At 68.3% G+C, this 23,999-nt stretch carries 18 protein-coding genes; 5 read left to right on the forward strand and 13 right to left on the reverse strand.

Annotated features, from left to right (window positions below):
* The first annotated feature begins 82 nt into the window (after window positions 1–82).
* Window positions 83–1,036 (forward strand): hypothetical protein, encoded by a 954-nt coding sequence (locus CRO50_RS02550; RefSeq protein WP_179747190.1) that lies wholly within the window; start codon window positions 83–85, stop codon window positions 1,034–1,036.
* A gap of 19 nt (window positions 1,037–1,055) precedes the next feature.
* Here CRO50_RS02550 and trxA read toward each other — a convergent pair whose 3' ends face one another.
* From trxA to regB, 7 genes are all read right to left on the reverse strand, one after another.
* Entirely contained in the window at window positions 1,056–1,376 is a 321-nt protein-coding gene (gene trxA, locus CRO50_RS02555; RefSeq protein ID WP_097144295.1) for a thioredoxin, read from the reverse strand.
* A 57-nt stretch (window positions 1,377–1,433) separates the two neighbouring features.
* Window positions 1,434–4,814 (reverse strand): double-strand break repair helicase AddA, encoded by a 3,381-nt coding sequence (gene addA, locus CRO50_RS02560; RefSeq protein WP_097144296.1) that lies wholly within the window; start codon window positions 4,812–4,814, stop codon window positions 1,434–1,436.
* Window positions 4,804–7,758: a double-strand break repair protein AddB gene (gene addB / locus CRO50_RS02565; RefSeq protein WP_097144297.1), complete on the reverse strand. Its 2,955-nt coding sequence runs from the start codon at window positions 7,756–7,758 to the stop codon at window positions 4,804–4,806. The genes addA and addB overlap by 11 nt, the downstream gene beginning before the upstream one ends.
* Entirely contained in the window at window positions 7,751–8,464 is a 714-nt protein-coding gene (locus CRO50_RS02570) for a nucleotidyltransferase family protein (protein ID WP_097144298.1), read from the reverse strand. Before CRO50_RS02570 ends, addB begins: the two co-directional genes overlap by 8 nt.
* The gene (tsaE, locus tag CRO50_RS02575) at window positions 8,461–8,934 is read right to left on the reverse strand and encodes a tRNA (adenosine(37)-N6)-threonylcarbamoyltransferase complex ATPase subunit type 1 TsaE (RefSeq protein ID WP_097144299.1); all 474 of its coding nucleotides are present in this window, start codon (window positions 8,932–8,934) and stop codon (window positions 8,461–8,463) included. The genes CRO50_RS02570 and tsaE overlap by 4 nt, the downstream gene beginning before the upstream one ends.
* A 73-nt stretch (window positions 8,935–9,007) precedes the next feature.
* On the reverse strand, window positions 9,008–10,624 hold the full coding sequence (locus CRO50_RS02580) for a PAS-domain containing protein (protein WP_232617772.1): 1,617 nt from the start codon (window positions 10,622–10,624) through the stop codon (window positions 9,008–9,010).
* 111 nt (window positions 10,625–10,735) lie between these two features.
* The gene (gene regB, locus CRO50_RS02585) at window positions 10,736–12,160 is read right to left on the reverse strand and encodes a sensor histidine kinase RegB (protein ID WP_097144300.1); all 1,425 of its coding nucleotides are present in this window, start codon (window positions 12,158–12,160) and stop codon (window positions 10,736–10,738) included.
* Window positions 12,161–12,372: 212 nt separating this feature from the next.
* On the opposite strand from regB, the gene CRO50_RS02590 reads away from it, so the two are divergent.
* Together CRO50_RS02590 and CRO50_RS02595 are read left to right on the forward strand one after the other, a co-directional pair.
* Window positions 12,373–12,921 carry an ActR/PrrA/RegA family redox response regulator transcription factor gene (locus CRO50_RS02590; protein WP_097144301.1) on the forward strand — a complete coding sequence of 183 codons (549 nt, stop codon included), beginning with the start codon at window positions 12,373–12,375 and terminating at the stop codon, window positions 12,919–12,921.
* Window positions 12,922–12,999: 78 nt separating this feature from the next.
* Window positions 13,000–13,662: a TetR/AcrR family transcriptional regulator gene (locus CRO50_RS02595; protein WP_097144302.1), complete on the forward strand. Its 663-nt coding sequence runs from the start codon at window positions 13,000–13,002 to the stop codon at window positions 13,660–13,662.
* Between the two features lie 4 nt (window positions 13,663–13,666).
* Here CRO50_RS02595 and fghA read toward each other — a convergent pair whose 3' ends face one another.
* The 5 genes from fghA to CRO50_RS02620 form a co-directional block, all read right to left on the reverse strand.
* The gene (gene fghA / locus CRO50_RS02600) at window positions 13,667–14,506 is read right to left on the reverse strand and encodes an S-formylglutathione hydrolase (protein WP_097144303.1); all 840 of its coding nucleotides are present in this window, start codon (window positions 14,504–14,506) and stop codon (window positions 13,667–13,669) included.
* Complete coding sequence (locus CRO50_RS02605) at window positions 14,506–15,615, reverse strand: S-(hydroxymethyl)glutathione dehydrogenase/class III alcohol dehydrogenase (RefSeq protein ID WP_097144304.1); 1,110 nt, start codon at window positions 15,613–15,615, stop codon at window positions 14,506–14,508. The genes fghA and CRO50_RS02605 overlap by 1 nt, the downstream gene beginning before the upstream one ends.
* Window positions 15,616–16,014: 399 nt before the next feature.
* Window positions 16,015–17,211, reverse strand: a complete 1,197-nt coding sequence (gene pcaF / locus CRO50_RS02610; RefSeq protein ID WP_097144305.1) for a 3-oxoadipyl-CoA thiolase — start codon at window positions 17,209–17,211, stop codon at window positions 16,015–16,017.
* A gap of 141 nt (window positions 17,212–17,352) precedes the next feature.
* A complete protein-coding gene (locus CRO50_RS02615) occupies window positions 17,353–18,027 on the reverse strand; it encodes a 3-oxoacid CoA-transferase subunit B (RefSeq protein ID WP_097144306.1) in 675 nt (224 codons plus the stop codon).
* The gene (locus CRO50_RS02620; RefSeq protein WP_097144307.1) at window positions 18,014–18,727 is read right to left on the reverse strand and encodes a 3-oxoacid CoA-transferase subunit A; all 714 of its coding nucleotides are present in this window, start codon (window positions 18,725–18,727) and stop codon (window positions 18,014–18,016) included. The genes CRO50_RS02615 and CRO50_RS02620 overlap by 14 nt, the downstream gene beginning before the upstream one ends.
* Window positions 18,728–18,872: 145 nt before the next feature.
* Here CRO50_RS02620 and CRO50_RS02625 point away from each other — a divergent pair, with 145 nt between their 5' ends.
* The gene (locus CRO50_RS02625; protein WP_097144308.1) at window positions 18,873–19,613 is read left to right on the forward strand and encodes an IclR family transcriptional regulator domain-containing protein; all 741 of its coding nucleotides are present in this window, start codon (window positions 18,873–18,875) and stop codon (window positions 19,611–19,613) included.
* A 333-nt stretch (window positions 19,614–19,946) separates the two neighbouring features.
* Here CRO50_RS02625 and CRO50_RS02630 read toward each other — a convergent pair whose 3' ends face one another.
* Window positions 19,947–20,414 (reverse strand): Lrp/AsnC family transcriptional regulator, encoded by a 468-nt coding sequence (locus CRO50_RS02630; protein ID WP_097144309.1) that lies wholly within the window; start codon window positions 20,412–20,414, stop codon window positions 19,947–19,949.
* A gap of 110 nt (window positions 20,415–20,524) precedes the next feature.
* On the opposite strand from CRO50_RS02630, the gene putA reads away from it, so the two are divergent.
* Entirely contained in the window at window positions 20,525–23,953 is a 3,429-nt protein-coding gene (gene putA / locus CRO50_RS02635; protein WP_097144310.1) for a bifunctional proline dehydrogenase/L-glutamate gamma-semialdehyde dehydrogenase PutA, read from the forward strand.
* Window positions 23,954–23,999: the final 46 nt, after the last annotated feature.

Here is a 23,999-nt window from a genome sequence, read left to right on the forward strand (position 1 = left end):
CAGGCTATATGAGGGCCATGGCCCTTCGGGGCAAGGCGGGCCGCCCCTTGCCCGCGTTTCCCCGCCAGCCTAGCGTGGCGGAATGGAGCCGTCCCGTGACTTTCGTCTTTACCTTTCCCATCCGCTGATCCGGGGCACCGAGGCCGGGACCCATGGCTTCCTGACCCGTCTCTGCCGCGTGCTCGAGGCGCATGGGCACCGGGTGGAGTTGCTGCGCACCGGCCCCGAGGCGCGGGCCCATGCCCATGAGCATCCGGGCTGGGCGATGTTTCACATGGAACACCCGACCCACCAGCAGGCGCTGGTCTTCCGCAAGGTCTACCACGCGCCCTTCTGGGCCATCGAGCGCGTCGCCGAGCGCTGGCGCTGGCCCGTCGCCGATGCCCGCTTCCCGCGCCGCAAGGTGGACGCCAGGGAGGCCGCCCGCTTCTACGCGCGCTGGCAACGCAAGCTCTTCGGAAAGCTGCCGCAGCAGGCCAGCCGCGAGGGCTTTGTATATATCCCCCTGCAGGGCCGCCTGCTGGATCACCGCAGCTTCCAGGACCGCTCTCCGATCGAGATGCTGGAATGGACGCTGGAGCGTGAGAAAACCCGCCCCCTGCTGGCCACCCTGCATCCGAAGGAAAGCTACACCCCCGAAGAGCTGACCGCGCTCGAGGATCTCTGCCGCCGCTTTCCCCGCCTGCAGCTGGTCGAGCGCCCGATGGAGCAGATGTTGCAGCGCTGCGACTACGTGGTGACGCAGAACAGCTCGGCCGCGTTCTTTGGTTTCTTCTTCGGGAAGCCGGCGGTCACCTTCGCGCAGATCGACTTCCACCACATCTGCCTCGGCCCCTGGGCCTTTGACTGGGCGGCGGAATATGCCCCCGCTTATGACCGCTACATCTGGTGGTTCTGGCAGCAGAACTGCATAAATACGGGCGCTCCCGATGCCGAGCAGCAGATTGCGGCGCGGCTGGCGCGCTGCGGTGTCGAGATGTCCCTGCCAGAGGCGGCAAAGCAAAAGGGCGCCCCGCATGGGACGCCCTCTGCCTAAAGTCCGGAAACCGTCAGGCTCAGATCGACTCGTCGATCCAGCTCTGCAGCGCGGCCTTGGGGGCGGCGCCGGTGCGGTTGGAAACGATCTCGCCATCCTTGAAGATGAACAGCGCGGGAATGCCGCGCACGCCCATGGACATCACGGAGTTCGGGTTGCTGTCGGCGTCGACTTTCACGACCTTCAGCTTGCCCGCCATCTCTTCCGAGATCTCTTCGAGCGCCGGCCCGATCTGCTTGCAGGGGCCGCACCATTCGGCCCAGATATCCACCAGCACAGGGCCTTCGGCGTTCTTCACTTCGGCTTCAAAAGTCTCATCGGTAACGGCAACGGTAGCCATAATCTCGTCTCCATCGAGGGAATGTTGAACCGAAACTAGGTATCCCCCGAGGCCGGGTCAAGCGGGGGGCGTGCGACGCAAGGCAGCCATGACGAGATCGTCAGGCAGTGACGTCAGGGAAGCGTTCCGCGTCCACAGCAGCCCGGTGCGGATGCGATGGTCAGGATAGATCTGCCTGAGCGCTGCCAGATAGGCGCCCATCTGCCGTTTCAGCCCTTCCGGCACCTCTTCGGGCGTCGCGGGGATGGTGACGTTGGTCTTGAAGTCCACCGCCCAGATTTCCTCCGGGGTGACGATCAGCCGGTCGATGATGCCGTGGATGCGTCGGCCGCCCAGCTCTTCCAGCGGGGCCGAGATGCTGACCTCGGCCAGGGCCTCTCCGGTGAAGAACCGCGCGGTGGCTGGGCCGGTCAGCACGTTCTGGGCCTCGGCCAGCAGCAGGGCGATCTCGGCCGGTTCGGCCCGGTCGGGCCCCTGCGACAGCAGGGCCTCGGCTATGGCGGGGCGGTCGGTCTCGGCCAGATCGGCCAGGTGTTCCAGCAGCAGGTGGACCTGCCGCCCGCGCCGCTTGGCGGCGTCTTCGTCCAGCCCCTCTTCGCCGGGCAGTGCCTTGGCGCCTTCCAACTGAGAGGGCGAAAGCGTCTGTTCCGGCCCCTCGGCATGGGGCGCATGGGCCTCGGCCCAGCCGGGCAGCGCGGGCAGGCTCTCCGCCGGGGGCAGGTTGCCGGTCATCTCGAGGCCCGCCCAATCGCCGTTCTCCAGCCGCAGGCCATCGCCGCCGGGCATCGGCGCGACCTCTGCGCCCATCTCCTGCATCTGCTCGGCGATGCGGGCGTACCAGTCGCTGTTGTCCTTGGCGATCTTGCCGGCGCCACAGACGATCAGCCATTTCTCGGCCCGCGTCATGGCGACGTAGAGCAGCCGGTCCAGCTCTTCGGCCCGGCGTTCGGCGCGGATGTCGCGGGCGTCGCGCAGGGCCTGCGGCTCCTCGTCCTTCGACATGGCCCAAAGCGGTTGGTCATCGGTCGGCACGACCTTGGTGCGGTCCTGCGCAGGCGAGTTCAGGCTGTCGGGCAGGATCACCACCGGGCTTTCCAGGCCCTTGGCGCCATGCACCGTCATCACCCGGATCTGGTCCGACGCGCTGTCGGCCTGCCGCTTGATCTGCAGCTCGTCCGCCTCCATCCACACCAGGAAGCCGGTCAGGCTGGGGATCTCGGTCTGCTCGTAAATCAGCGCCTGGTCCAGCAGGGCGTCCAGACCATCCTCGGCCTCGCTCCCCAGCCGTCCCAACAGGCGGCGCCGTCCCTCGTGGCGGGTCAGCAGCCGTTCGATCAGGTCGTAGGGGCGCAGGAAGTCGGCATTGTCGCGCATGTCGCGCAGCAGGGCGATCTCGGTCGCGTAGCGCTGGGGCGCGGCCTCCATCGCCTCCCAGAGGGTACTACGCCCCCTGCCCTGCGCCAGGTCGAAGAGCCGCTGCTCGTCCCAGCCGAAGAGCGGCGATTTCAGCACGGCGGCAAGGCTCAGATCATCCTGCGGCAGGGCGAGGAAGTTGAGCAGCGCGGTGACATCGCGCACCGCCAGTTCGGCGGCGACCTTCAGGCGGTCGGCCCCGGCGATCGGCAGGCCCAGCTCCTTGCAGGCGGCGATGATATGGGGGAAGGCGCCCGAACGTCGGCGCACCAGGATCATGATATCGCCGGGCCGCAGGGGGCGGGCGTTGTAGCTGCCGCTATGGCCGATTTCCTGCGGGATCGGCGTGCCCTCGTCCAGCATCCGCTTGATTTCACTGGCGATCTGGCGGGCCAGCAGGACGTTGTGGTTGTTCTGGCCGGGCTTGTCGACCGGGTCCCACCAATCCTCTTTCTCTTCCTTGCCGGGCTTCTCGACCAGCGGCCAGAGATCCACCCGCCCCGGCATCCGGTCCTTGAAGGCCTTGTGGCGCTGGTCGGTGGTGAAGCCCGCCGCCTCGCGCCCGTCGAAGACGCGGTCGACCAACGTCAGGATCGAATGGGCAGAGCGGAAGGAATATTCCAGCTCCAGCACCTGCAGCGGTTGCCCCGTCTCGGCCAGCTGCGCCCCGAAGCCGTCGCGCATGCGGTCGAAGCCCGAGGGGTCGGCCCCCTGGAACGAGTAGATCGACTGCTTCTTGTCGCCCACCACGAAGATCGTCCGCGTCACGTCATCCCGCGCGCCGGAGCCCGAGGTGAACTCGCGCGCCAGGGCGGAAATCACCTGCCATTGCACCGGGCTGGTGTCCTGGGCCTCGTCCACCAGGATGTGGTCGATGCCGCCATCCAGCCGCCAGAGCACCCATTGCGAGACCATGGTGTCGGTCAGCAGGTCGCGGGTCTTCAGGATCAGGTCGTCGAAATCCAGCCAGCCGCGCGCCTCCTTCGCCGCCGCGTAGCGTGGCAGGAAGGCGCGGGCGAAATCATGCAGCACCACGGCGCGGTCACGGGCCAGCAGGCCGACCCGCAGGGCGCGCACCTCGGCGACACGGGTCTGCCAATCCTCGAGCTCGGGCATCAGGTGGGCATGGGCCTTCTTCACCGCCGCACCGGGGAAGCGGGACGAGGGGCTGTAGGGCTCTTTCGCGCCCGATCCGGTGAGGAAGACATCTTCCAGCACCGCCAGCGCAGCAAGACCCGGCCCGTCGATCCCCTGCAACTTCTGCCGCGCGGTCTCGTCGCCCTTGGTGGTGCCAGAGCGCAGGGCCTCAAGAAGCCGGGGCAGCAGGTCCATGTCCTGCGGGGTGAAGGCCTGGGCCAGCAGGTCCTCGGCGGTCAGGCCCGCGGGCAGGCCTAGCTGGGCCTCAAGCGCGGAGGCATCGAAGGGCGCATCGAAGAGGTCACGGTGCTTGGCGATCTCGGCGGAAAGGTCGCGGAAGTTCTCATCCGTCATCATCAGCGCGGCGCGTTCCAGCACCTGCGCCTCTGCGCTGTCCGAGATCTGCTCGACCACGGCGTCGCGCAGGATCAGGGCGTTGCGGTCGTCGACCTCCTGGAACTGCGGAGACACCCCGGCTTCCAGCGGGAAGCGCCGCAGCAGCGCGGCGCAGAACGAGTGGATGGTCTGGATCTTCAGCCCGCCCGGCGTCTCGATGGCGCTGGCAAAGAGCGTGCGCGCCTGGGCCAGGCGCGCACCGTCGATGACATCCTCGACGCCAAGCCGCTGCAAGGCCTCGCGCAGGGCGGCATCGTCCAGCATCGCCCATTCGCCGAGGCGCTGGAACAGCCGGTTCTGCATCTCGGAGGCCGCTGCCTTGGTATAGGTCAGGCACAGGATGTTCTGCGGCGAGACCCCGCCCAGCAGAAGCCGCGCCACGCGGTCGGTCAGCACGCGGGTCTTGCCCGAGCCCGCATTGGCCGACAGCCAGGTCGAGCGCAGCGGTTCCGCCGCGCGGATCTGCCGGTCGGAGGCCGGATCACGCTTCATGGCCAAACTCCATGCTCAGGGGCCGTAGGTCCGGCGCATCGCTGTCTTCCCATTCGCCATGGCGCGACAGCTGGTCGTAATCGCCGGCGCGGTTCATCTCTTCCATGGCGCGGCGCGCGGTGTAGCCGCGTTCAGGCTCAAGCCAGGCGCGGGCGAGCTCGGTGAAGTTTTCCCAGACGGTGCCGGGGGGCTCGTCGCCGAGGGGGGCGGGCACCTCCTTGGGGTTGGTGCCAAGGCCGATGTAGACCGCCTGCGCCACGGGACGGGGGCCGAGGTCGCCGAAACCCGCGCGCTCGGCGATGGCGGCTTCCAGCAGCAGCTGCTTGTCGAAGGTCTTTTGCTGCGCCTCGCTGGGCGGCGTGCCGGTCTTGTAGTCGAACAGATGCACGCGGCCATGGGTGTCGAGGTCGACCCGGTCGGCCTTGGCGGACAGGGTGAAGCCCAGCTCGCGGATCTCGGCCTTGCCGGTCTTCTCGGTGAAGACCTGAAGCGCCTCGGCCTGCCGTGCCTCTTCGCCGCGCAGGAACCAGTCGGCGTTGCGATCCAGCCGCGCCCGCCAGAGCGCGCGGGCCTCGCCCCAGGGTACATCGCGGTCCAGCACCTCCGAGACCGTGGACAGCAGCGCCGCACGAGTCAGGCTGATCCTGCCCTCGTTGACGCCCTGCACGAAGGTTTCGATGGCGGTATGCGAGACGATGCCCCGCATCATCGCATCCGGGTCGCGCATCAGCGGGTTGAGCCGCCGCAGCCGCAGGATGCGCTTGGCGTAGATCGCGTAAGGGTCGCGGATCAGGGTGCGGATATCGGTCACCCAAAGCTCGCGCGGGCGCGCGGCGACGGGCGGCGCGGGGCTGGGCCTTGGCGCACGGGGGGCGGAGACCGGCGCCTCGACGCCACGCACCAGCCCCAGCCAATGGGCCCCGCGCGCCTCCATGGCGGCCAGGGCCCCTGGCCCGCCCTGCCCCGGCAGGCCCGAAAGCAGGTTGGTCAGGCGGTTCAGCCAGCGCGAGGGCACCGTCTCGGCATCCTGGTTGCGCAGGGCGCGGGTCAGCCAGACCTCTTTCGCCGCGACCGCCTGCTGGAAGTCATGCGCCGAGAGGCCGATCTTGCGCTCGGGCAGAAGCAGGCCCGCATCCTTGCGCATCTGCCGGTTCAGCCAGGGGTCGGGCTGGGTCGCCTCGGGCCAGGAGCCCTCGTTCAGGCCACCCAGGATCACCACGTCGGCGCCCTGCACGCGGGCCTCCAGCGTGCCCCAGATCAGCACGCGGGGGTGGGGCTCATCGGGGTTGCGCACCTCTTCGGTGCCCAGGATCGCGCTGGCCAGGTCGCCGTAGTCGCGGGCGGTGAAGACATCGCCATGGGGGGCGTCCTGGGCCAGTTTCTCCATCACCCTGAGGGCGGCGGTGCCTTCGTCCTTGTCCCAGAGCGCGCCTGTGCCCTCGGGCGCGGTACCGCGTGACAGGGTCTCGGCCAGGGCGCGGTGCTGGGCCACGCGGGTTTCCAGCGCCACCGGGCCGGGCTCGGCCGTGGTGAAGGCCCATTGGCACAGCCAGTCGGCCCAGGGTTCGGCCAGCGGCAGATGCTGCCTTTCGACGAAGGCGCGGATGTCCTCTGGGCCGGGATGGGGGCGGGCCTCGCGGCGCAGGTAAAGCTCCAGCCGCCGGGTCAGTTCCAGGTGGGGGCCGCGATCCTGGCCGGTATGGGTCAGCGGATGTTTCAGCAATGCCAACATCTTGACCGCTGTCGGGGGCGCGTCGAACAGATCCGCCACTTGCCGCAGCAACCGCCCCGGGGGCGTGGTCTGCAAGGGCGTCCCGGCGGAGTCATCGGGCAGGATCCCCCAGCGGGTCAGCGCGGCCGAGACCTGCCGGGTCAGGCTGCGGTCCGGGGTGATCAGCGCGGCGACCTCGCCGCTTTCGGCGGCATGGCGCAGGCGCAGGGCGATGGCCATGGCCTCGGCCCGCGGGCCGGGCGCCTTGATCAGCGTGACCCCTTCAAGCGGCGGCTCCAGCGCACCGAGGCCGGGGCCTTCCTCGAGCCATTGGTGGGTCACCGGCGCCGGGCGCATCGCCAGCGAGACCAGGCGGTTGCGCGCCGGGTGGCAGGCGGCCTCGGCCCAGGGCCGCACGTCAGAGGGCTCAAGCCCCAGGCCCAGCATCAGCTTGCGGAAGCGGAACTGGGGGTGGTCCTCGCCGGTCAGCGGATCGTCCAGCTGTTCCCAGATCGCCTGCGGCAGGTCGAAGTCGAAACCGGGCAGCAGCACCGCGCCTTGCGGCAGCCGCGCCACGGCCTGCATCAGCAGGTGCGTGGCCCCACGAGAGCCGGTGGAGCCCGCAAGGATCACCGGGTGCTGCGGCGGCGCGGCGTCCCATTCGGCGATGAGCGTTTCCACCACGCGGCGCTGGCGTTCCTCGGGGTCGGGCAGGTCATCGGCGCGCGGCACCTGGCCGACGATCTCGAGGAAGCGTTGTGCCCGCGCCCAGTGGCCGGAGAGGTCCGAGACATCGAGCGCCGCGATATCTTCCAGCGTCACCCGCTCGCCCTGCATCTCGTCCAGCAGCCGGGCGAGGCTGTCGGCCAGGTCATAGAGCGCGGCGCGCGGCGCCAGGTCGGGCTCGGCATCCAGCAGGGCCGAGATCAGGCGGATGAGCTCCAGCCGCCTGCGGATCGCAGAGACCGAGGGCGGTATGGGGGCGCGGCAATCCAGGTCGGTCAGCAGGTCGACGCGGGGCAGGAGGCCCGCCGGGCCGGTGTCGAAGATCCGCCGGATGCGGCGGCGCATCCGCTGGGTGTTGACGATGATCTGCACCCGCGCGCGCTGGTGCGGCGGGGCATCGCCAAGCCGTGCCTCCAGCCCGGCCAGCAGGTCGGCGGGGAAGTCCGAGCCCGGCGGCAGGCCGAAAAGGCGCGGGCCGGGGGTGTCGAAGAGGCGCAGGTCAGTCATGGGGCACCTTCTCGGCCAGCATGTCTTCGGCAAGGGTGATGCTGTCGGGCTGGCCGACATCGCACCAGAGGCCGGGATAGGCGGCAAGGTAGAGCGTGCCGCGGTCGATCATCCGCCGCCAGGCCTCGGTCAGCGAAAAGGCCGGGGCGTCGATCTCGCCCAGGGTTTCTGGCTTCAGGATCTGCGCGCCTGTGTAGATCGCGCCGGGGCCGGGCCTGCCGCGGCCCTGCGCGTCAGAGAGGAAATCCCCCTGCCCCGCATGGCCAAGCGCGCGCTCCGGCGGGATGCAGAGCAACAGCGCCTCCATGCGCGCCGGGTCCCAGTGGCGGGCCAGCAGCGGCAGGGCAGCGGGTCCCTGCCAGACCGCATCCGTGTTCAGGGTGAAGACCGGGCCGGGGCCCAGCAGGGGCAGCGCGGCGCGCAGGCCGCCTCCGGTGTCCAGCAGCTGCTCTTCGCGGCTGAGGGTGACATCACCGCCCTGCAGATGCGCGGCCAGTTGATCGGCGCGGTAGTGGGCATTGGCAACGCAGCGCAGCGGCAGCGTGCCGCGCTGGTCCAGCGCATGGTCGATCAGGGCCCGGCCCGCCACCTTGATCAGCGGTTTCGGCCGGCTGTCGCTGAGCGGGCGCATCCTTGTGCCCAGCCCGGCGGCGAAGAGCATCAGGGCAGAGGGTTGCGCCGGGGCCGTGGCGGCCACAGCGCTCATGCCAGCACCCCGGACAGCCTTTCGCCCCAGGCCCCCGAGCCGCTGATCCGCAGCAGGCGGGTATCGCCCGCACCCTCGGGCGTCAGCTCGAGCGAGAGCGCGCCGGGCGGGGTCAGATCGGCCAGCCGGTCGGGCCACTCGACAAGGCAGATGGCCTCCGAGAAGGCCTCTTCCAGCCCCAGTTCGACCACCTCCAGCGGGTCCGACAGTCGGTAGAGATCCGCATGCCAGAGCGGGCCCGCCGTGGTGTCGTATTCCTGCACCAGCGTGAAGGTCGGAGAGGGCACGTCCTCGGGTTCGGCCAGCAGGGACTGGATCAGGGCGCGGGCGAAATGGGTCTTGCCGGCGCCGATCCCGCCCGAGAGCAGCAGCACGTCACCGGGGCGCAGCAAGGCGCCGAGGCGCACCGCAAGGGCCGAGGTGTGCTCTGCCGAGGCAAGCGTGGTCTCTGTCTGGAAAGGCTGGGTCATGGCAGGACATTACCGTCCCATGGCCCGCCCGCAAGGGTGATCTGGCCAGAGCGCGCGCCGCTCCGCCGGCGTCTCAGCCAGAGCTGGCGATGCGATGTCTCGGCAGCCTTGGCCGGGTCTCGAGGGGGATCGGCAGGGAGGCGCGCTGGCCGCCGAAGGTGACCATCCGCGCGCCGCCGATCAGGGGCAGCACGCTGCAGGTGACCTCGCCCATGCGGTGCAGTTGCAGCACGTGGCGCGTGGCCTCGCGGCCCGGACGGGTCGAGACCAGCTGCGCCAGCACCTCGTCCAGCCCGAGCGGCGAAAGCGCCTGGCGGGTCCAGCTTTCATGGGCCTCGCGCGCGGTCAGCTCTTGCAGGTCGGCGGCTTCCTGGTCGGGGATATCGGCGTGGAAGAGCTCCCGGTAGGTCTGGTTGCAATGGCTCATCACCCCGTCCCTGTCGAAGATCGCGATGGCATCGGTGAAGGCATCCAGCACCGACTGGCTGAGTGAAAGCTGCTGGCGGAAGCGCCGGGTCATGGCGATATGGTCGGTGATATCCTCGAAGAGGAAGGCCACGGCGCCATTGGGATGGGGCCGTCCCGTGACCCGGTAGGTGGCCCCGCTGGCAAGGCTCCATGTCTCCTGGTAGCGGCCATCGGCGGCGGCGCTGACCAGGGCGTTCAACTGTTCGCGCCAGGAGGTATAGTCCTTGGGCTCTGGCATGATCTGGCGGTCGCGCAGGTGGTCGAAGAAATGCGACAGCGCGGGCCGCGAGGCCAGGAACTCCGGGCTGAGCTGGGTCAGGTCCAGCAGCGCCGGGTTGAAGAGGATCAGCTGCCGGTCGCGGTCGAAGATCGCCAGCCCGGTGGACAGCTGGGCGAAGGTCTTGGTCAGGGTCTGCACGAAGTTGCGCTGGGCCAGCTCTGCCTTGACCAGGTCCGAGACATCCAGCGCCGCGCAATCCCAGGCACCCCCGGCCCGCCGCGCCGAGACATCGACCCAGGTTTCCGCCTGCCGGTCCATGGCCGGCAGCAGGGCGCGATAGGTGAAGCCGGGCCGCCCCTCGGATTGGTCATCGCTGCGCAGTAGCGGCGCCACGGCCTCGTCCGAGGCGGCGAAACGGTCGCCGATACTGCGGAAGGCCGCGTTGCCCGAGGTCACCACCCCGCCGTTGCCCATGGTCCAGACCGGGATCGGCAGATGCTCCAGCCGGTCTTCCAGGACGCCCTGGGCCTGGCGTGCATGCAGCGCGGCGTAGCGGTCTGTCAGCCCGGCGGGGCGGGTTTCGGTCAGGGTGACCGTCAGCTGGTCGCGGCGGCGGCGCAGATGCAGCAGCGCGGGGTCGGTCGTCGAGGCCGCGGCCAGGCGCATGGGCGGTCCCGAGATCTGTGTCACCGCCGGTGGCACCCCCTGGAACCGGGTCGAGAGCACCTCGCGGAAGCACTGCCAGTCGCTGGCCTCTCCCTGTTGCCGCAGCAGGTCGCGCCAGCCCTCGGGCGCCTCGACAAGCTCTTCGCCGACAAAGACAAAGCGGGCCTCCAGGGCCGATCGTCCGCGCCGCGTCCGGGGCCGCACCAGCCGCTCCGGCAGGCGGGGCACCAGCAGGAGGAGCAGGCAGGTGCCGGTCAGCGCGATGCTGAGCAGCAGCGCCAGGGACAACTCGTAAATCGTTAACTCTTTCAAGGGGATGGCGTTAATCAGCGTCACGACACTACTCCTTCCGGCACGGCGGAAGGATGGTGAACCATGGGTAAATAAACCTTTAAGTCGTGGGCATGCGGACAGGTTTTTTCCGCCGCCCCGATGCCGGCCTCGGGATCAGGTGAAGGGCAGGTTCTGACCGGGCTGCAGCGCGTTGCGGCCCTGGCGCGCGTCGATGGTGCTGCGCGGCCATGTGACCTCGACGATGGCGCCGGTGACACCGGGATGACCGGACCAGCCCTCGGCACCCTCGATGTCGTTACCATTGGCGAAGATCAGCTCGGCCCCGCTGCGCTCCAGCAGGGTCTTGGCGATGAAGAGCCCCAGGCCCATGCCCTCGTAGCCCGGCCGCTCGCTGCCTTCCGAGAAGGACCAGCGGCGGTGCATGAAGGGGTCACCGATGCGGCCCAGGTCGGCGGGGCTGAAGCCACGGCCGTCGTCCATGATGCGGATCGAGATCCTCTCGTCGTCCCATCGGCTTTCCACGCGGACCTCGCTCTTGGCGAAATCGACGGCGTTCTGCACCAGGTTGCGCAGCCCGTGGATCAGCTCGGGCCGGCGCAGGATCGAGGGCGGGGCCGAGCTGCCGTCGCCATGCTGGAAATGCAGCGCCACGCCGCGCTGGCCATGGGGTTCGGCGGCCTCTTCCAGCACCGCCGACAGCGGTGCCTGGTGCAGGTGCAGGTCGTCCTTCCCGGCCCGCCCCATCGAGCGCAGGATATCGCGGCAGCGGTCGGCCTGGTCACGGATCAGCCGGGCGTCCTCGACCAGGTCGGGGTCGAGCTCGGGGTGATCGCCCAGGTCCTCGATCAGCTCTGACGAGGTGAGCTTGATGGTGGCCAGGGGCGTGCCCAGCTCATGGGCGGCGGCGGCGACCACGCCGCCCAGGTCCGACAGCCGCTGTTCCCGTGCCAGCGCCATTTGCGTGGCCTGCAGCGCATCGGACATCGAATGCATCTCGTTGACGATCCAGCGCGAGTAGATGCCCAGGAAGAGCACCGCGATGACGATGGCCAGCCAATTGCCGAAGAGAAAGACCTCTGCCACCTCCAGCACCTGGCCTTCGGCGGTGCGCAGCGGCAGGTGGAACTCGGCCAGCAGGGTGACCAGCACGATGGCGGTAGAGCCGACGAAAAGCGTGATCCGCGACGAAAGCGCCAGGGCCGAGACCGTGGCGGGGCCGACGATGAGGATCGAGAAGGGATTGTGCAGCCCGCCCGTCAGATAGAGCAGCGCGCCCAGTTGCAGCAGGTCGAAGAGCACCATGGCGAGGTTCTCGACCTCGTTCAGGCGCTTGCTTTCGGGGAAGATGAAGCTGGCGATCAGATTGGCGATCACCGAGAGGCCGACCACGAAGAGGCAGGGGGCGTATTCCAGTTGCAGCCCGTAGACCTGCGCCGCCACGATCAGCGCCGAAAGCTGGCCGGTGATGGCGAACCAGCGCAGCAGGATCAGCGTGCGCAGCCGGATCCAGTTGCCACGGTACTGGCCCTGGTTGACCGGAAAGTCGGTCTCGGGAACGGCTTTGTCCTGTTGCACCATGAGGCCTCGCGCGGTGGTCTTTCCGATTGATAGGTCCCTGCCCGCGGCAAGGCAATCGTGCCGGCCATGGCGCCCCGCGGGGCCTGTGGTCGCATGCGGCATAGTGTTCCGCCCGGTTTGACGACCTACATGGTCCACACTAATACTTACCGAGGCCCGCAAATGGTGCCCCCGAGACATAGCATTTGGGTTACAGGATTGGAGAAGCAGGCATGACGGAACTCCGCGAGATCGGCCCGGACCGGACGCTGCTTCTGCTCGACGATGACGAGCCCTTCCTGAAGCGGCTTGCCAAGGCGATGGAGAAACGCGGCTTCGAGGTGGAAACCGCCGAGAGCGTCGCCGCCGGCACCGCCATCGCCACCGCCCGCCCGCCGGCCTACGCGGTCTGCGACCTGCGGCTCGAGGACGGCAACGGGCTGGACGTGGTCGAGGTGCTGCGCGAGAAGCGCCCGGATTGCCGCATCGTCGTGCTGACCGGCTATGGGGCCATCGCCACCGCCGTGGCCGCGGTGAAGGTGGGCGCCACCGACTACCTGGCCAAGCCCGCCGATGCGACGGATATCGTCAACGCCCTGCTGGCCCATGACGACACCCTGCCCCCGCCGCCCGAGAACCCGATGAGCGCCGACCGCGTCCGCTGGGAACATATCCAGCGCGTCTACGAGCTGTGCGACCGCAATGTCAGCGAGACCGCGCGGCGTCTGAACATGCACCGGCGCACCCTGCAGCGCATTCTGGCCAAACGCTCTCCGCGCTGATCGGGGTCTATACGGCTTTCGTCGCAGTCTGGGTAAACAGGCGTGACAAATAGGGGGGCGCGCCGCAGTATCCAGTGCATGGCAGCGTTAGAGAGCATCAGGAAAGCCCGCCGCGCCGATGGCAAGGTGACCCAGGCACGAATTCTGACTTCGGCCGAGTATGCCTTTTCGACGGCGCCCTATGATGCGATTTCCCTGCGCAAGATCACCAGCGAGGCCGACGTCAACCTGGCGCTGGTGAAGTACTATTTCAACTCGAAGGAAAACCTCTACACCGCCGTGGTGACGCGCCGCGCGACCGAGCTGCGTGTCCGCCGGCTGGAGATGCTGGAGGCGCTGCCGGGGGACCGGCCGCCGAAGGTGGAAGAGGTGCTGAACGCCTTCATGCGCCCGCTGCTGGACAAGGTGCTGTCCGGCGATCCGGCCTGGTATTGCTACCTGCGAATCCTGGGCTTCATGGGCACGGACGAGCGGTTCGACGGTCTCATGGCCGAGCTCTTCGATCCGACCGCCAAGGTCTTCTTCGCCGCGCTCAGGGATGCGCTGCCCGAGGCCGATCCGGCGGACCTGGCCCATGGCATGAGTTTCGTCATCCTGCTGATGCTGCGCGCCCTGGTGAAGGAGGGCCGGACTCCGATCCTGCTGGGTGAGCCCGGCGCCAATGATGATCTGGAAGCGGTCTATGCGCGCCTCCTGCCGTTCTGCGCGGCCGGGGTCAGGGAAGCCGCCCGCCCGCGCTGAGGTCTCAGCCCTTCAGACGGGCCGCGTGCCAGTCCAGGTGGTCACCCATGAAGGTCGAGATGAAGTAATAGGAGTGGTCATAGCCCTCCTGCATGCGCAGGGTCAGGGGCTGGCCCGCCGCCTCGCAGGTCTTCACCAGCAGTTCCGGCTTCAGCTGACCTTCCAGGAAGCCATCCGCATCGCCCTGGTCGACCAGCAGGTCGGCGACGCGGGCACCATCCTCGATCAGCGCACAGGCATCGTACTCGCGCCAGCTCGCGCGGTCCGAGCCGATGTAGCCGCTCAGCGCCTTCTCGCCCCAGGGGCAGTTCAGCGGGCTGACGATCGGGGCGAAGGCCGACACCGCCTTGAAGCGATCGGCATTGCGCAGCCCGATGGTCAGGGCGCCATGGCCGCCCATGGAGTGGCCCATGATGCCCTGGCGCGACATGTCGGCGGGGAACTCGGCGCCGATCAGCGCCGGCAGCTCCTCTTCGATATAGGCGCGCATGCGGTAATGGGCGGCGAAGGGCTCTTGGGTGGCATTGACGTAGAAGCCGGCGCCGAGGCCGAAGTCATAGGCTCCTTCCGCGTCATCCGCGACACCCTCGCCACGGGGGCTGGTATCGGGGGCGACGAAGATCAGGCCATGCCGGGCGCAATGGGCGCGGAACTCGCCCTTGTCGGTGACATTGGCATGGGTGCAGGTCAGGCCCGAAAGATACCAGACCACCGGCAGGGTTTCCCCCTCCGCGTGTTCGGGCACGAAGACCGAGAATGTCATCTCGGTCCCCGTCTCCGTCGAGACATGCTTGTAGACGCCCTGGGTGCCCCCGAAGGCCCGGCTGGTGCTGACGGTCTCCATCAGAAGACCACCACGCTCCGGATGGATTCGCCGGCGTGCATCAGGTCGAAGCCCTTGTTGATCTCTTCCAGCTTCAGCACGTGGGTGATCATCGGGTCGATCTCGATCTTGCCGTTCATGTACCAGTCGACGATCTTCGGCACCTCGGTGCGGCCCTTCATGCCGCCGAAGGCAGACCCCTGCCAGACACGGCCGGTGACCAGCTGGAACGGACGGGTCGAGATTTCCTTGCCGGCCTCGGCGACGCCGATCACGGTCGAGACACCCCAGCCGCGGTGGCAGGCTTCCAGCGCCTGGCGCATCACCAGGGTGTTGCCGGTGCAGTCGAAGGTGTAGTCGCCGCCGCCGTCGGTCAGCTCGATCAGGTGCTGCACGATGTCGCCGTCGATCTTGCTGGGGTTCACGAAGTCGGTCATGCCGAACTTGCGGCCCCACTCGGCCTTGGCGTCATTGAGGTCGACACCGATGATCTTGTCCGCACCGACCATGCGGGCGCCCTGGATCACGTTCAGGCCGATGCCGCCCAGGCCGAAGACGATGACGTTGGAACCGGGCGTCACCTTGGCGGTGTTGGTCACCGCGCCGACGCCGGTGGTCACGCCGCAGCCGCAGTAGCAGGCCTTGTCGAAGGGCGCATCCTCGCGGATCTTCGCCACGGCGATCTCGGGCACCACGATGAAGTTCGAGAAGGTCGAGCAGCCCATGTAGTGGTAGATCGCCTCGCCCTTGTAGGACATGCGCGTGGTCCCGTCGGGCATGACGCCCTTGCCCTGCGTGGCGCGGATCGCGGTGCAGAGGTTGGTCTTGCCCGAGAGGCACGACTTACACTGGCGGCATTCCGGCGTGTAGAGCGGGATCACATGGTCGTCCTGCTTCACGGATTTCACGCCCGGACCCACGGCCCGGATGATGCCGGCGCCCTCGTGGCCCAGCACCGAGGGGAAGATCCCTTCGCTGTCCAGCCCGTCCAGGGTGTAGGCGTCGGTGTGGCAGATGCCGGTGGCCATGATCTCGACCAGGACCTCGCCCTCCTTCGGGCCTTCCAGGTCAAGCTCGACGATTTCCAGGGGTTTCTTCGCCTCGAAGGCGACGGCTGCACGGGTTTTCATGGGGAAGTCCTCACTGGTCACTTTGTCCCTGACTAACCATAGCAGAGGCCATGGCGGAAGACATATTGCGGCGAAAATTGCCCTTGTCGCGACCTCGGGCAGAAGGGGGCCTTGCCCCCTCGGCCGCCTGCGGCGCCCTCACCCCCAGAGTATTTTCAGCCTTGTGATGCGCGCATGGGGTCTGTCCGTTGCTTGACCTACTTCTGCAGCAGGGGCGTGGCACGCTCCTGGCTGGGAAGGAGGCCGCCTCCAAGTCGCGGTCCCACTGCATCATCACCAGGCTGAAAATACTCCGGGGGAGTCTCCGGTACGGAGACGGGGGCAGCGCCCCCGCCCGGCTCGCCCAAAGCGGAAAGGGCGCCACGAGGGCGCCCGTTCACATTGATGTGAAGCCCTGGCTCAGACCGCTTCCAGCGCCACGGCAATCCCCTGGCCGACGCCTATGCACATGGTCGAGAGCGACTTCTGACCCGACTTCAGTTCAAGTGCCGCGGTGCCGGTGATGCGGGCGCCGGACATGCCCAGCGGGTGGCCAAGCGCGATGGCGCCGCCATTGGGGTTCACGCGCGGGTCGTCATCGGCGATGCCCAGGTCGCGCAGGGTGGCAAGGCCCTGGCTGGCGAAGGCCTCGTTCAGCTCGATGACCGAGAAGTCTTCCTGGCCCAGCCCGAGGCGGGCCATCAGCTTCTTCGAGGCCGGCGCCGGGCCGAAGCCCATGATGCGCGGCGCGACACCGGCGGTGGCCCCGCCCAGTACGCGGGCGATCGGGGTCAGCCCGTATTTCTTCGCCGCCTCGGCAGAGGCCACGATCAGCGCCGCAGCGCCATCGTTGACGCCCGAGGCATTGCCCGCCGTCACCGTGCCACCCTCGCGGAAGGGGGTCGGCAGCTTTGCCAGTTTCTCCAGCGTCGAGGCACGCGGATGCTCGTCGGTGTCGAAGACCAGGTCGTCCTGCTTGCGGCGCTTGATGGTTACCGGGGTAATCTCTTTCGCCAGGCGGCCATTGGCGATGGCCGCCGCGGCCTTCTCCTGGGAGTTCAGGGCAAACTTGTCCTGGTCCTCGCGCGAGATCTTGAAGTCCTCGGCGACGTTCTCGCCGGTCTCGGGCATGCTCTCGACGCCGTATTGCTTCTTCATCAGCGGGTTGACGAAGCGCCAGCCGATGGTGGTGTCATAGACGGCGTTGTTGCGCGAGAAGGCGCTTTCGGCCTTGGGCATGACGAAGGGCGCGCGGGACATGCTTTCCACGCCGCCGGCGATCATCAGATCGGCCTCGCCTGCCTTGATGGCGCGGGCGGCGGTGATCACCGCATCCATGCCCGAGCCGCAGAGGCGGTTCATCGTGGTGCCGGGCACGCTGACCGGCAGGCCCGCCAGCAGCGCCGACATGCGCGCGACGTTGCGGTTGTCCTCGCCGGCCTGGTTGGCGCAGCCGAAGATCACGTCATCGACGGCTTCCCAGTCGACGGAGGCATTGCGCTCCATCAGCGCCTTCAGGGGGATGGCGCCCAGGTCGTCGGCGCGGACGCTGGAGAGGGTGCCGCCGAAACGGCCGATCGGGGTGCGGATGTAGTCGCAGATATAGACTTCGGTCATGAGATCCTCCTGTCGGACGATCAAGCGTCCGATTGTGATGTCCCGCCCGGCTGCCCCTGGGTCAGGGCGCAGCCGGGGCAGATATCGTAGGGTGGATGCCGATCCACCTTCCCCGAGTGCCCGCAGGCCCTCGGGATGGGCTCAGAGCTCGGGTACCGACAGCTCGCCGACAGAGCCCTCGACATGCAGCGGCGCGCCGGTCAGCGACTGCAGCTCTTCCATCGACATGCCCGCCAGCTTCTCGCGCAGCACGAAGCGGCCATCCTCGATGTCGACCACCGCCAGCGAGGTATAGACACGGGTCACGCAGCCCACGCCGGTCAGCGGGAAAGAGCATTCCTCGACCAGCTTAGGCGCCCCGTTCTTGGCCACGTGGTCGGTCAGCACGGCGACGCGCTTGGCGCCATGCACCAGGTCCATGGCACCGCCGACGGCCGGAACACCCTTGTTGCCGACGCGCCAGTTGGCCAGGTCACCGTTCTGCGCCACCTGCAGCGCGCCCAGGATGGCCACGTCCAGGTGACCACCGCGCACGATGCCGAAGCTGTCGGCCTGGTGGAAGAACGAGGCACCGGGCTTCAGCGTCACGGCCTTCTTGCCGGCGTTGATCAGGTCCCAGTCCTCGTCGCCGGGCGCGGGCGCCGGGCCGAAGTTCAGGATGCCGTTCTCGGTGTGGAAGACCGGCGTGCGTCCCTCGACGGTGTATTGGGCCACCATCTCGGGGAAGCCGATGCCGAGGTTCACATAGGCGCCGTCTTCGATGTCCTGCGCCGCGCGCCAGGCGATCTGGGCGTTGGAAAGCTTAAGCTCGCTCATAGACTGCTCCTGCACGGATAAGGGCCTCTTCCTGCTGCGGCTCGGCAACCTCGACGATGTGATTGACGAAGATGCCGGGGGTGTGGACCTGCTCGGGGTCGATACCGCCGGGCTCCAGCACCTTGGTGGCCTGGACGATGGTGGTCTCGGCCGCCATGGCCATCAGCGGAGAGAAGTTCCGCCCCGCCATGCGATAGGTCAGGTTGCCATGGGTATCGGCCAGCTCGGCCTTCACCAGGGCGAAATCGGCCTTCAGCCAGCGTTCCTGGACGTAGTGCTTGCCGTCGAACTCGGCGACCGGCTTGCCCTCCGCCAGCTCTGTGCCGTAGCTCGCGGGCGTGTAGAAGGCGGGGATGCCGGCGCCACCGGCGCGGATACGCTCGGCCAGGGTGCCCTGGGGCACCAGCTCCAGCTCGATCTCGCCGGCCATGTAGCGGTCGGTGAAGGCGCGCGGATCGCTCGACTTGGGGAAGGAGCAGATCATCTTCTTCACCATGCCGGCGTCGATCATCGCGGCGATGCCGATCTTGCCGTTGCCGGCATTGTTGTTGATCACGGTCAGGTCCTTGGGGCCTGCGTCGATCAGCGCGTGTACCAGCTCGATCGGGTTACCCGAGCCTCCGAAGCCACCGATCATCACCGTGGCGCCGTCCTTGATCCCGGAAACGGCCTCTGCAAGGCCGGGGAGTCTCTTGTCCATGCGGATCCTCCTTTGCTGGCCGGAGTCTTACGCGGCGAGGGGGATCGACGTCTATCAGGTTTGTGCGCTATGCTCCATTTGTACGGATATCGCACAAATACGGCGCGGCAGAGAACCGGCGGGGGAAGCAGTGAACCAGAAGGACATGATCGCGGGCCTGGCCAAGGGGCTGAGGGTGATCGAGGGTTTCACGGCGGACCATCCCCGCCAGTCGATCAGCGACGTGGCCGAGGCGACCGGGCTCGATCGCGCCACCGCGCGGCGCTGCCTGCTGACCCTGGCCGAGCTGGGCTATGCTGCCCATGACGGCAAGTACTTCACCCTGACCCCCCGTGTCCTGCGCCTGGGCACCGCCTGCCTGGCCACCCTGCCGCTGGCGCAGATGGTGCAACCCTGGCTGGATCAGCTGTCGGAAGAGCTGGGCGAAAGCTCCTCCGTCTCGGTGCTGGACGAGGGAGAGGTCGTCTATGTCGCCCGCGCCGCGCAGCGCAAGGTGATGTCCATCGCGCTGATGCCCGGATCGCGCCTGCCGGCCTATTGCACCTCGATGGGCCGCGTCCTGCTGGCCGCCCTGCCCGAAGACCAGGCCCGCGCCCGCCTCGCGGCCATGGCGCTGGAGGCGCGCACCCCCCTGACGGTCACCGACCCGGAGGCACTGATGGCACGGCTTTCCGTGGTGCGGGCGCAGGGCTACGAGGTGATCGACCAGGAGGTGGAAATGGGCCTGCGCTCCATCGCGGTGCCGCTCCTGGATGCCCATGGCCGCACCATCGCGGCACTCAACCTGGGCCTGCCGGTGCGCGATACCCCGCTGGAAGAGATCCCCGCCCGATACCTTCCCGCGCTGGAACGCCTGCAGGCAGAGCTGAAACGGGTGCTCAGGTAGGGGGCGCTGCCCCCCGGACGTGTGCGACGCCCTCCCCCCGGAGTACTTTCAGCCTGGTGATGAGATGGGTCATCGCCGATGAATTGGCCCACTTCCCTTGCAGGGGCGTGGCACGCTCCCGGTCGAGACGGAGGCCGCCATAAAGGCGCTGTCCCACTGCATCATCACCAGGCTGAAAGTACTCCGGGGGAATCTCCGCAGGAGATGGGGGCAGCGCCCCCTTCCACCGTCGTCAGATGCGCTTTCCCCGGATAGGCGGAGCGAGGTCACACCTGACCGCTGCGTCTCGCGTCGAGGGCATTGTCACAACCGTTGAACGGACCCCCTGCCCCGTTACGGGGTCAGCGCCGAGGCTTCCACCACCGCTTCCATCGCCACGTAGGTCGAGGTTGATGCCATGTAAGGCAGGGCCGAGATCACGTCGGCCATGATTTGCCGGTAATGGGTCATGTCGCGCGAGCGCACCTTGATCAGGTAGTCGAATCCCCCGGCGATCATGTAGCATTCCTCTATCTCCGAGACCCGGCGCACGGCCGCGTTGAACTCTTCCAGCGCCTTCTGGCGGGTGTCGGACAGACGCACCTCGACGAAGCTGACATGGGTCAGCCCCAGCTTTATCGGCGAGAGGCTGGCGCGGTAGCCGGTGATCACCCCGCTTTCCTCCAGCGCCTTCAGACGCGCCGCGACCGGGGTTTTCGACAAGCCGACCTTGCGGGCCAGCTCGGTCACCGGAATCCGGGCGTTTCCGGTAAGCTCGGCCAAGATCTTTCGGTCCACGGAATCCAGTTCTTCTGTGCTCATCGTCTATCATCCTGGCTCAATTAAGTCTGAACGCCCTCATTAATAGGCCTGTTTGGGAAAACCGGCCAGATCCGATTTGATAGAAGGTGCCAACCCAGAGGGAGACCAGAATGCAGGACCAGACCACCCCCCGCCGTTTCGATGCGCTGGAAGGCCATGCCAAGCACGCTGACGAGGCCGCGCTGAGCGCCACCCTGGTTGAGCAGGCCGGTCTCGGTGATGCGGCGCGGGCGATGATCTCGCATCGGGCCGCGGACCTGGTGCGCCGCATCCGTGGCTCGCAGAAGCCCACCCTGATGGAGCATTTCCTGGGGGAATATGGCCTCTCGACCCGCGAGGGCGTGGCGCTGATGTGCCTGGCCGAGGCCATGTTGCGGGTACCCGACAAGCTGACCATCGACGCGCTGATCGAGGACAAGATCGCGCCGTCGGACTGGTCCAGCCATGTCGGCCGGGCTTCCTCTCCGCTGGTCAATGCCTCGACCTGGGCGCTGATGCTGACCGGGCGCGTGCTGGACGACGAAGGCCCCCGCATCGCCGCCACCCTGCGCGGCGCCGTCAAGCGGCTGGGCGAGCCGGTGATCCGCACCGCCGTCGGTCGCGCCATGAAGGAGATGGGCCGCCAGTTCGTGCTGGGCGAGACCATCGAGAAGGCCATGGACCGCGCCCGCTCGCGCGAGGCCGAGGGCTATTCCTACAGCTACGACATGCTGGGCGAAGCCGCGATGACCGCCGGTGACGCCGCCCGCTATGCCCGCGACTATGCCCAGGCCATCGAGGCCATCGCCAAGGGCTGCACCAAGGGCAGCGTCAAGGACAACCCCGGCATCTCGATCAAGCTCTCTGCCCTGCACCCCCGTTACGAGGTCGCCAAGGAAGAGCGCGTCATGGCCGAGCTGGTGCCCGTGGTCACCAGGCTGGCCCGCGCCGCCCGTGCCGCCGGCATGGGGCTGAACATCGACGCCGAGGAGCAGGACCGGCTGGTCCTCTCGCTGAAGGTGATCGAGGCGGTGATCGCCGATCCGCAGCTGGCGGGCTGGGACGGGTTCGGGGTCGTCGTGCAGGCCTATGGCAAGCGCGCGGGCGCCACCATCGACTGGCTCTACCGGACCGCCGAGGCTCATGACCGCCGCATCATGGTGCGCCTGGTGAAGGGCGCCTACTGGGATACCGAGATGAAGCTGGCGCAGGTCGAAGGCCTGGCGGACTTCCCGCTCTTCACCTCGAAGATCGCCACCGATGTCTCCTACATCGCCAATGCCAGGAAGCTGATCGGCTATGCCGACCGTATCTATCCGCAGTTCGCCACCCACAACGCCCATACCGTCGCCGCCATTCTCGAGATGGCCGGGGGGATCGAGTACGAATTCCAGCGCCTGCATGGCATGGGCGAGCGCCTGCATGACATCGTGATCAAGGAGGGCAGCGGCCGCTGCCGCATCTACGCCCCCGTCGGCGCCCACAAGGACCTGCTGGCCTACCTGGTGCGCCGCCTGCTGGAGAACGGGGCCAACAGCTCCTTCGTCAACCAGATCGTCGACGAGGATGTCTCGCCCGAGGAAATCGCCCGCGATCCCTTCGCGGCGCTGGCCGAGGCCCATGCCCCCGCCGGGCTGGTCAAACCCGCCGAGATCTTCGGCGCGGGTCGTCTGAACTCGCGCGGGTTCGACCTGACCGATACGCGCATGCTGGCCACCATCGAGGCGGCGCGCGATGTTGAGATCCCCGATGCCGGGCCGCTGGTCGCGGGTGCGGTCTCGGGCCGCTCGCGCGAGGTGATGAACCCCGCCCATCGTACGGTCATCGCCCGCGTGGTCGAGGCCGACCAGGCCTGTGTGGAAGGTGCCATCGCCGCCGCCGCCCCCTGGCAGGCCTCTCCGCAAGAGCGGGCCGAGGTGCTGCGCCGTGTCGCCGATCTTTACGAGGCCAACTTCGGCCTCTTCTTCGCCGTGCTGTCGCGCGAGGCGGGCAAGACGCTGAACGATTGCGTGGGCGAGCTGCGCGAGGCCGTCGACTTCCTGCGCTTCTATGCCGACGAGGGCGCCCGGCGCGAGGATGCCGCCCGCGGGATCTTCACCGCCATCAGCCCCTGGAACTTCCCGCTGGCCATCTTCACCGGCCAGATTGCCGCCGCGCTGGCGGCGGGCAATGGGGTGCTGGCCAAGCCCGCCGAGCAGACCTGCCTGACCGCCGCCATCGCCGTGCGCCTGCTGCACGAGGCCGGCGTTCCGGTCACCGCGCTGCAGTTGCTGCCGGGGGACGGCAAGGTCGGTGCCATGCTGACCGCATCGGACAAGGTGCAGGGCGTGGCCTTCACCGGCTCGACCGAAACCGCCCGCATCATCCGTCGTGCCATGTCGCAGAGCATGGACCCCGGCGCGCCGCTGATCGCCGAGACCGGCGGCCTGAACGCGATGATCGTCGACAGCACCGCCCTGCCCGAACAGGCGGTCCGCGATATCGTCGCCTCGTCCTTCCAGTCGGCGGGCCAGCGCTGCTCGGCGCTGCGCTGCCTCTACCTGCAAGAGGACATCGCCCCGCATATGATCGAGATGATCAAGGGCGCCATGGACGAGCTGCACGTCGGTGACCCCTGGCTGCTGTCCACCGACGTGGGCCCGGTGATCGACGAAGAGGCGCGCGCGGGCATCGCCGATTACATCGCCGAGGCGCGCCGCGAGGGGCGGTTGCTGCATGAGCTTGCCGCGCCCGAGGCGGGCACCTTCATCGCCCCCACCCTGCTCGAGGTGCCGGGCATCGAGGCGATGGAGCGCGAGGTCTTCGGCCCGGTGCTGCACGTGGCCACCTTCAAGGGTCGCGACCTGCACCGGGTAATCGGGGCGATCAATGCCACCGGCTACGGGCTGACCTTCGGGCTGCACACCCGCATCGACACCCGCGTGCAGGAGGTGACCGAGGCGATCCACGCCGGCAACCTCTACGTCAACCGCAACCAGATCGGCGCCATCGTCGGCTCTCAGCCCTTCGGCGGCGAGGGGCTGTCGGGCACCGGCCCGAAGGCGGGTGGCCCGAACTACCTCGACCGCTTCCGCGCCGCGCCCGCGCCGATGACCGGCGAGGTCGACGGGCCGGTGTCGGCCGACCGCCTGGCGGAAAAGCTGAAGGGCTTCTCCGAGGGGGCCCCGGTCAGCGAGGACCTGCTGCCCGGCCCGACCGGAGAGCTGAACCGTCTCGCCGCCTACCAGCGCGCGCCGCTTCTCTGCATGGGCCCCGGTTCCGAGGCCGAGGCGGCGCAGCTTGCCGCGATCGAGGCCCTGGGTGGTCAGGGCCTGGCCGCGGGCGGAGTGCCCGAGGCGCAGGTGCTGACCGGGCTTGCCGGGATCTCTGGCGCGCTCTGGTGGGGCGATGCCGAGGCCGCGCGGGGCTTTGCCCAGGCGCTGGCCGAACGCGACGGGCCGATCCTGCCGCTGGTCACCGGCCTGCCCGACCGCGGACATGCGCTGCATGAACGCCATCTGTGCGTCGACACGACGGCCGCGGGGGGCAATGCCGCCCTGTTGGCCGGCGCAGGGGAATAGCCAGAATTCCCCGAGCACCCGGAGCCTCAATCCCCGCGGCTCCGGG

The organism is Pseudooceanicola antarcticus (assembly GCF_900215355.1).
Taxonomy (GTDB): Bacteria; Pseudomonadota; Alphaproteobacteria; order Rhodobacterales; family Rhodobacteraceae; genus Pseudooceanicola; species Pseudooceanicola antarcticus.

What these genes read in the sequence shown, in the direction of transcription:
- CRO50_RS02550 (WP_179747190.1), top strand. Translation starts at nt 83, where the DNA reads ATGGAGCCGTCCCGTGACTTTCGTCTTTACCTTTCCCATCCGCTGATC.
- CRO50_RS02625 (WP_097144308.1), top strand. Translation starts at nt 18,873, where the DNA reads ATGATCGCGGGCCTGGCCAAGGGGCTGAGGGTGATCGAGGGTTTCACG.
- fghA (WP_097144303.1), bottom strand. Translation starts at nt 14,506, where the DNA reads ATGGAGACCGTCAGCACCAGCCGGGCCTTCGGGGGCACCCAGGGCGTC.
- CRO50_RS02595 (WP_097144302.1), top strand. Translation starts at nt 13,000, where the DNA reads ATGGCAGCGTTAGAGAGCATCAGGAAAGCCCGCCGCGCCGATGGCAAG.
- putA (WP_097144310.1), top strand. Translation starts at nt 20,525, where the DNA reads ATGCAGGACCAGACCACCCCCCGCCGTTTCGATGCGCTGGAAGGCCAT.
- pcaF (WP_097144305.1), bottom strand. Translation starts at nt 17,211, where the DNA reads ATGACCGAAGTCTATATCTGCGACTACATCCGCACCCCGATCGGCCGT.
- addB (WP_097144297.1), bottom strand. Translation starts at nt 7,758, where the DNA reads ATGACTGACCTGCGCCTCTTCGACACCCCCGGCCCGCGCCTTTTCGGC.
- addA (WP_097144296.1), bottom strand. Translation starts at nt 4,814, where the DNA reads ATGAAGCGTGATCCGGCCTCCGACCGGCAGATCCGCGCGGCGGAACCG.
- CRO50_RS02570 (WP_097144298.1), bottom strand. Translation starts at nt 8,464, where the DNA reads ATGAGCGCTGTGGCCGCCACGGCCCCGGCGCAACCCTCTGCCCTGATG.
- CRO50_RS02620 (WP_097144307.1), bottom strand. Translation starts at nt 18,727, where the DNA reads ATGGACAAGAGACTCCCCGGCCTTGCAGAGGCCGTTTCCGGGATCAAG.
- CRO50_RS02615 (WP_097144306.1), bottom strand. Translation starts at nt 18,027, where the DNA reads ATGAGCGAGCTTAAGCTTTCCAACGCCCAGATCGCCTGGCGCGCGGCG.
- trxA (WP_097144295.1), bottom strand. Translation starts at nt 1,376, where the DNA reads ATGGCTACCGTTGCCGTTACCGATGAGACTTTTGAAGCCGAAGTGAAG.
- CRO50_RS02590 (WP_097144301.1), top strand. Translation starts at nt 12,373, where the DNA reads ATGACGGAACTCCGCGAGATCGGCCCGGACCGGACGCTGCTTCTGCTC.
- CRO50_RS02630 (WP_097144309.1), bottom strand. Translation starts at nt 20,414, where the DNA reads ATGAGCACAGAAGAACTGGATTCCGTGGACCGAAAGATCTTGGCCGAG.
- tsaE (WP_097144299.1), bottom strand. Translation starts at nt 8,934, where the DNA reads ATGACCCAGCCTTTCCAGACAGAGACCACGCTTGCCTCGGCAGAGCAC.
- regB (WP_097144300.1), bottom strand. Translation starts at nt 12,160, where the DNA reads ATGGTGCAACAGGACAAAGCCGTTCCCGAGACCGACTTTCCGGTCAAC.
- CRO50_RS02605 (WP_097144304.1), bottom strand. Translation starts at nt 15,615, where the DNA reads ATGAAAACCCGTGCAGCCGTCGCCTTCGAGGCGAAGAAACCCCTGGAA.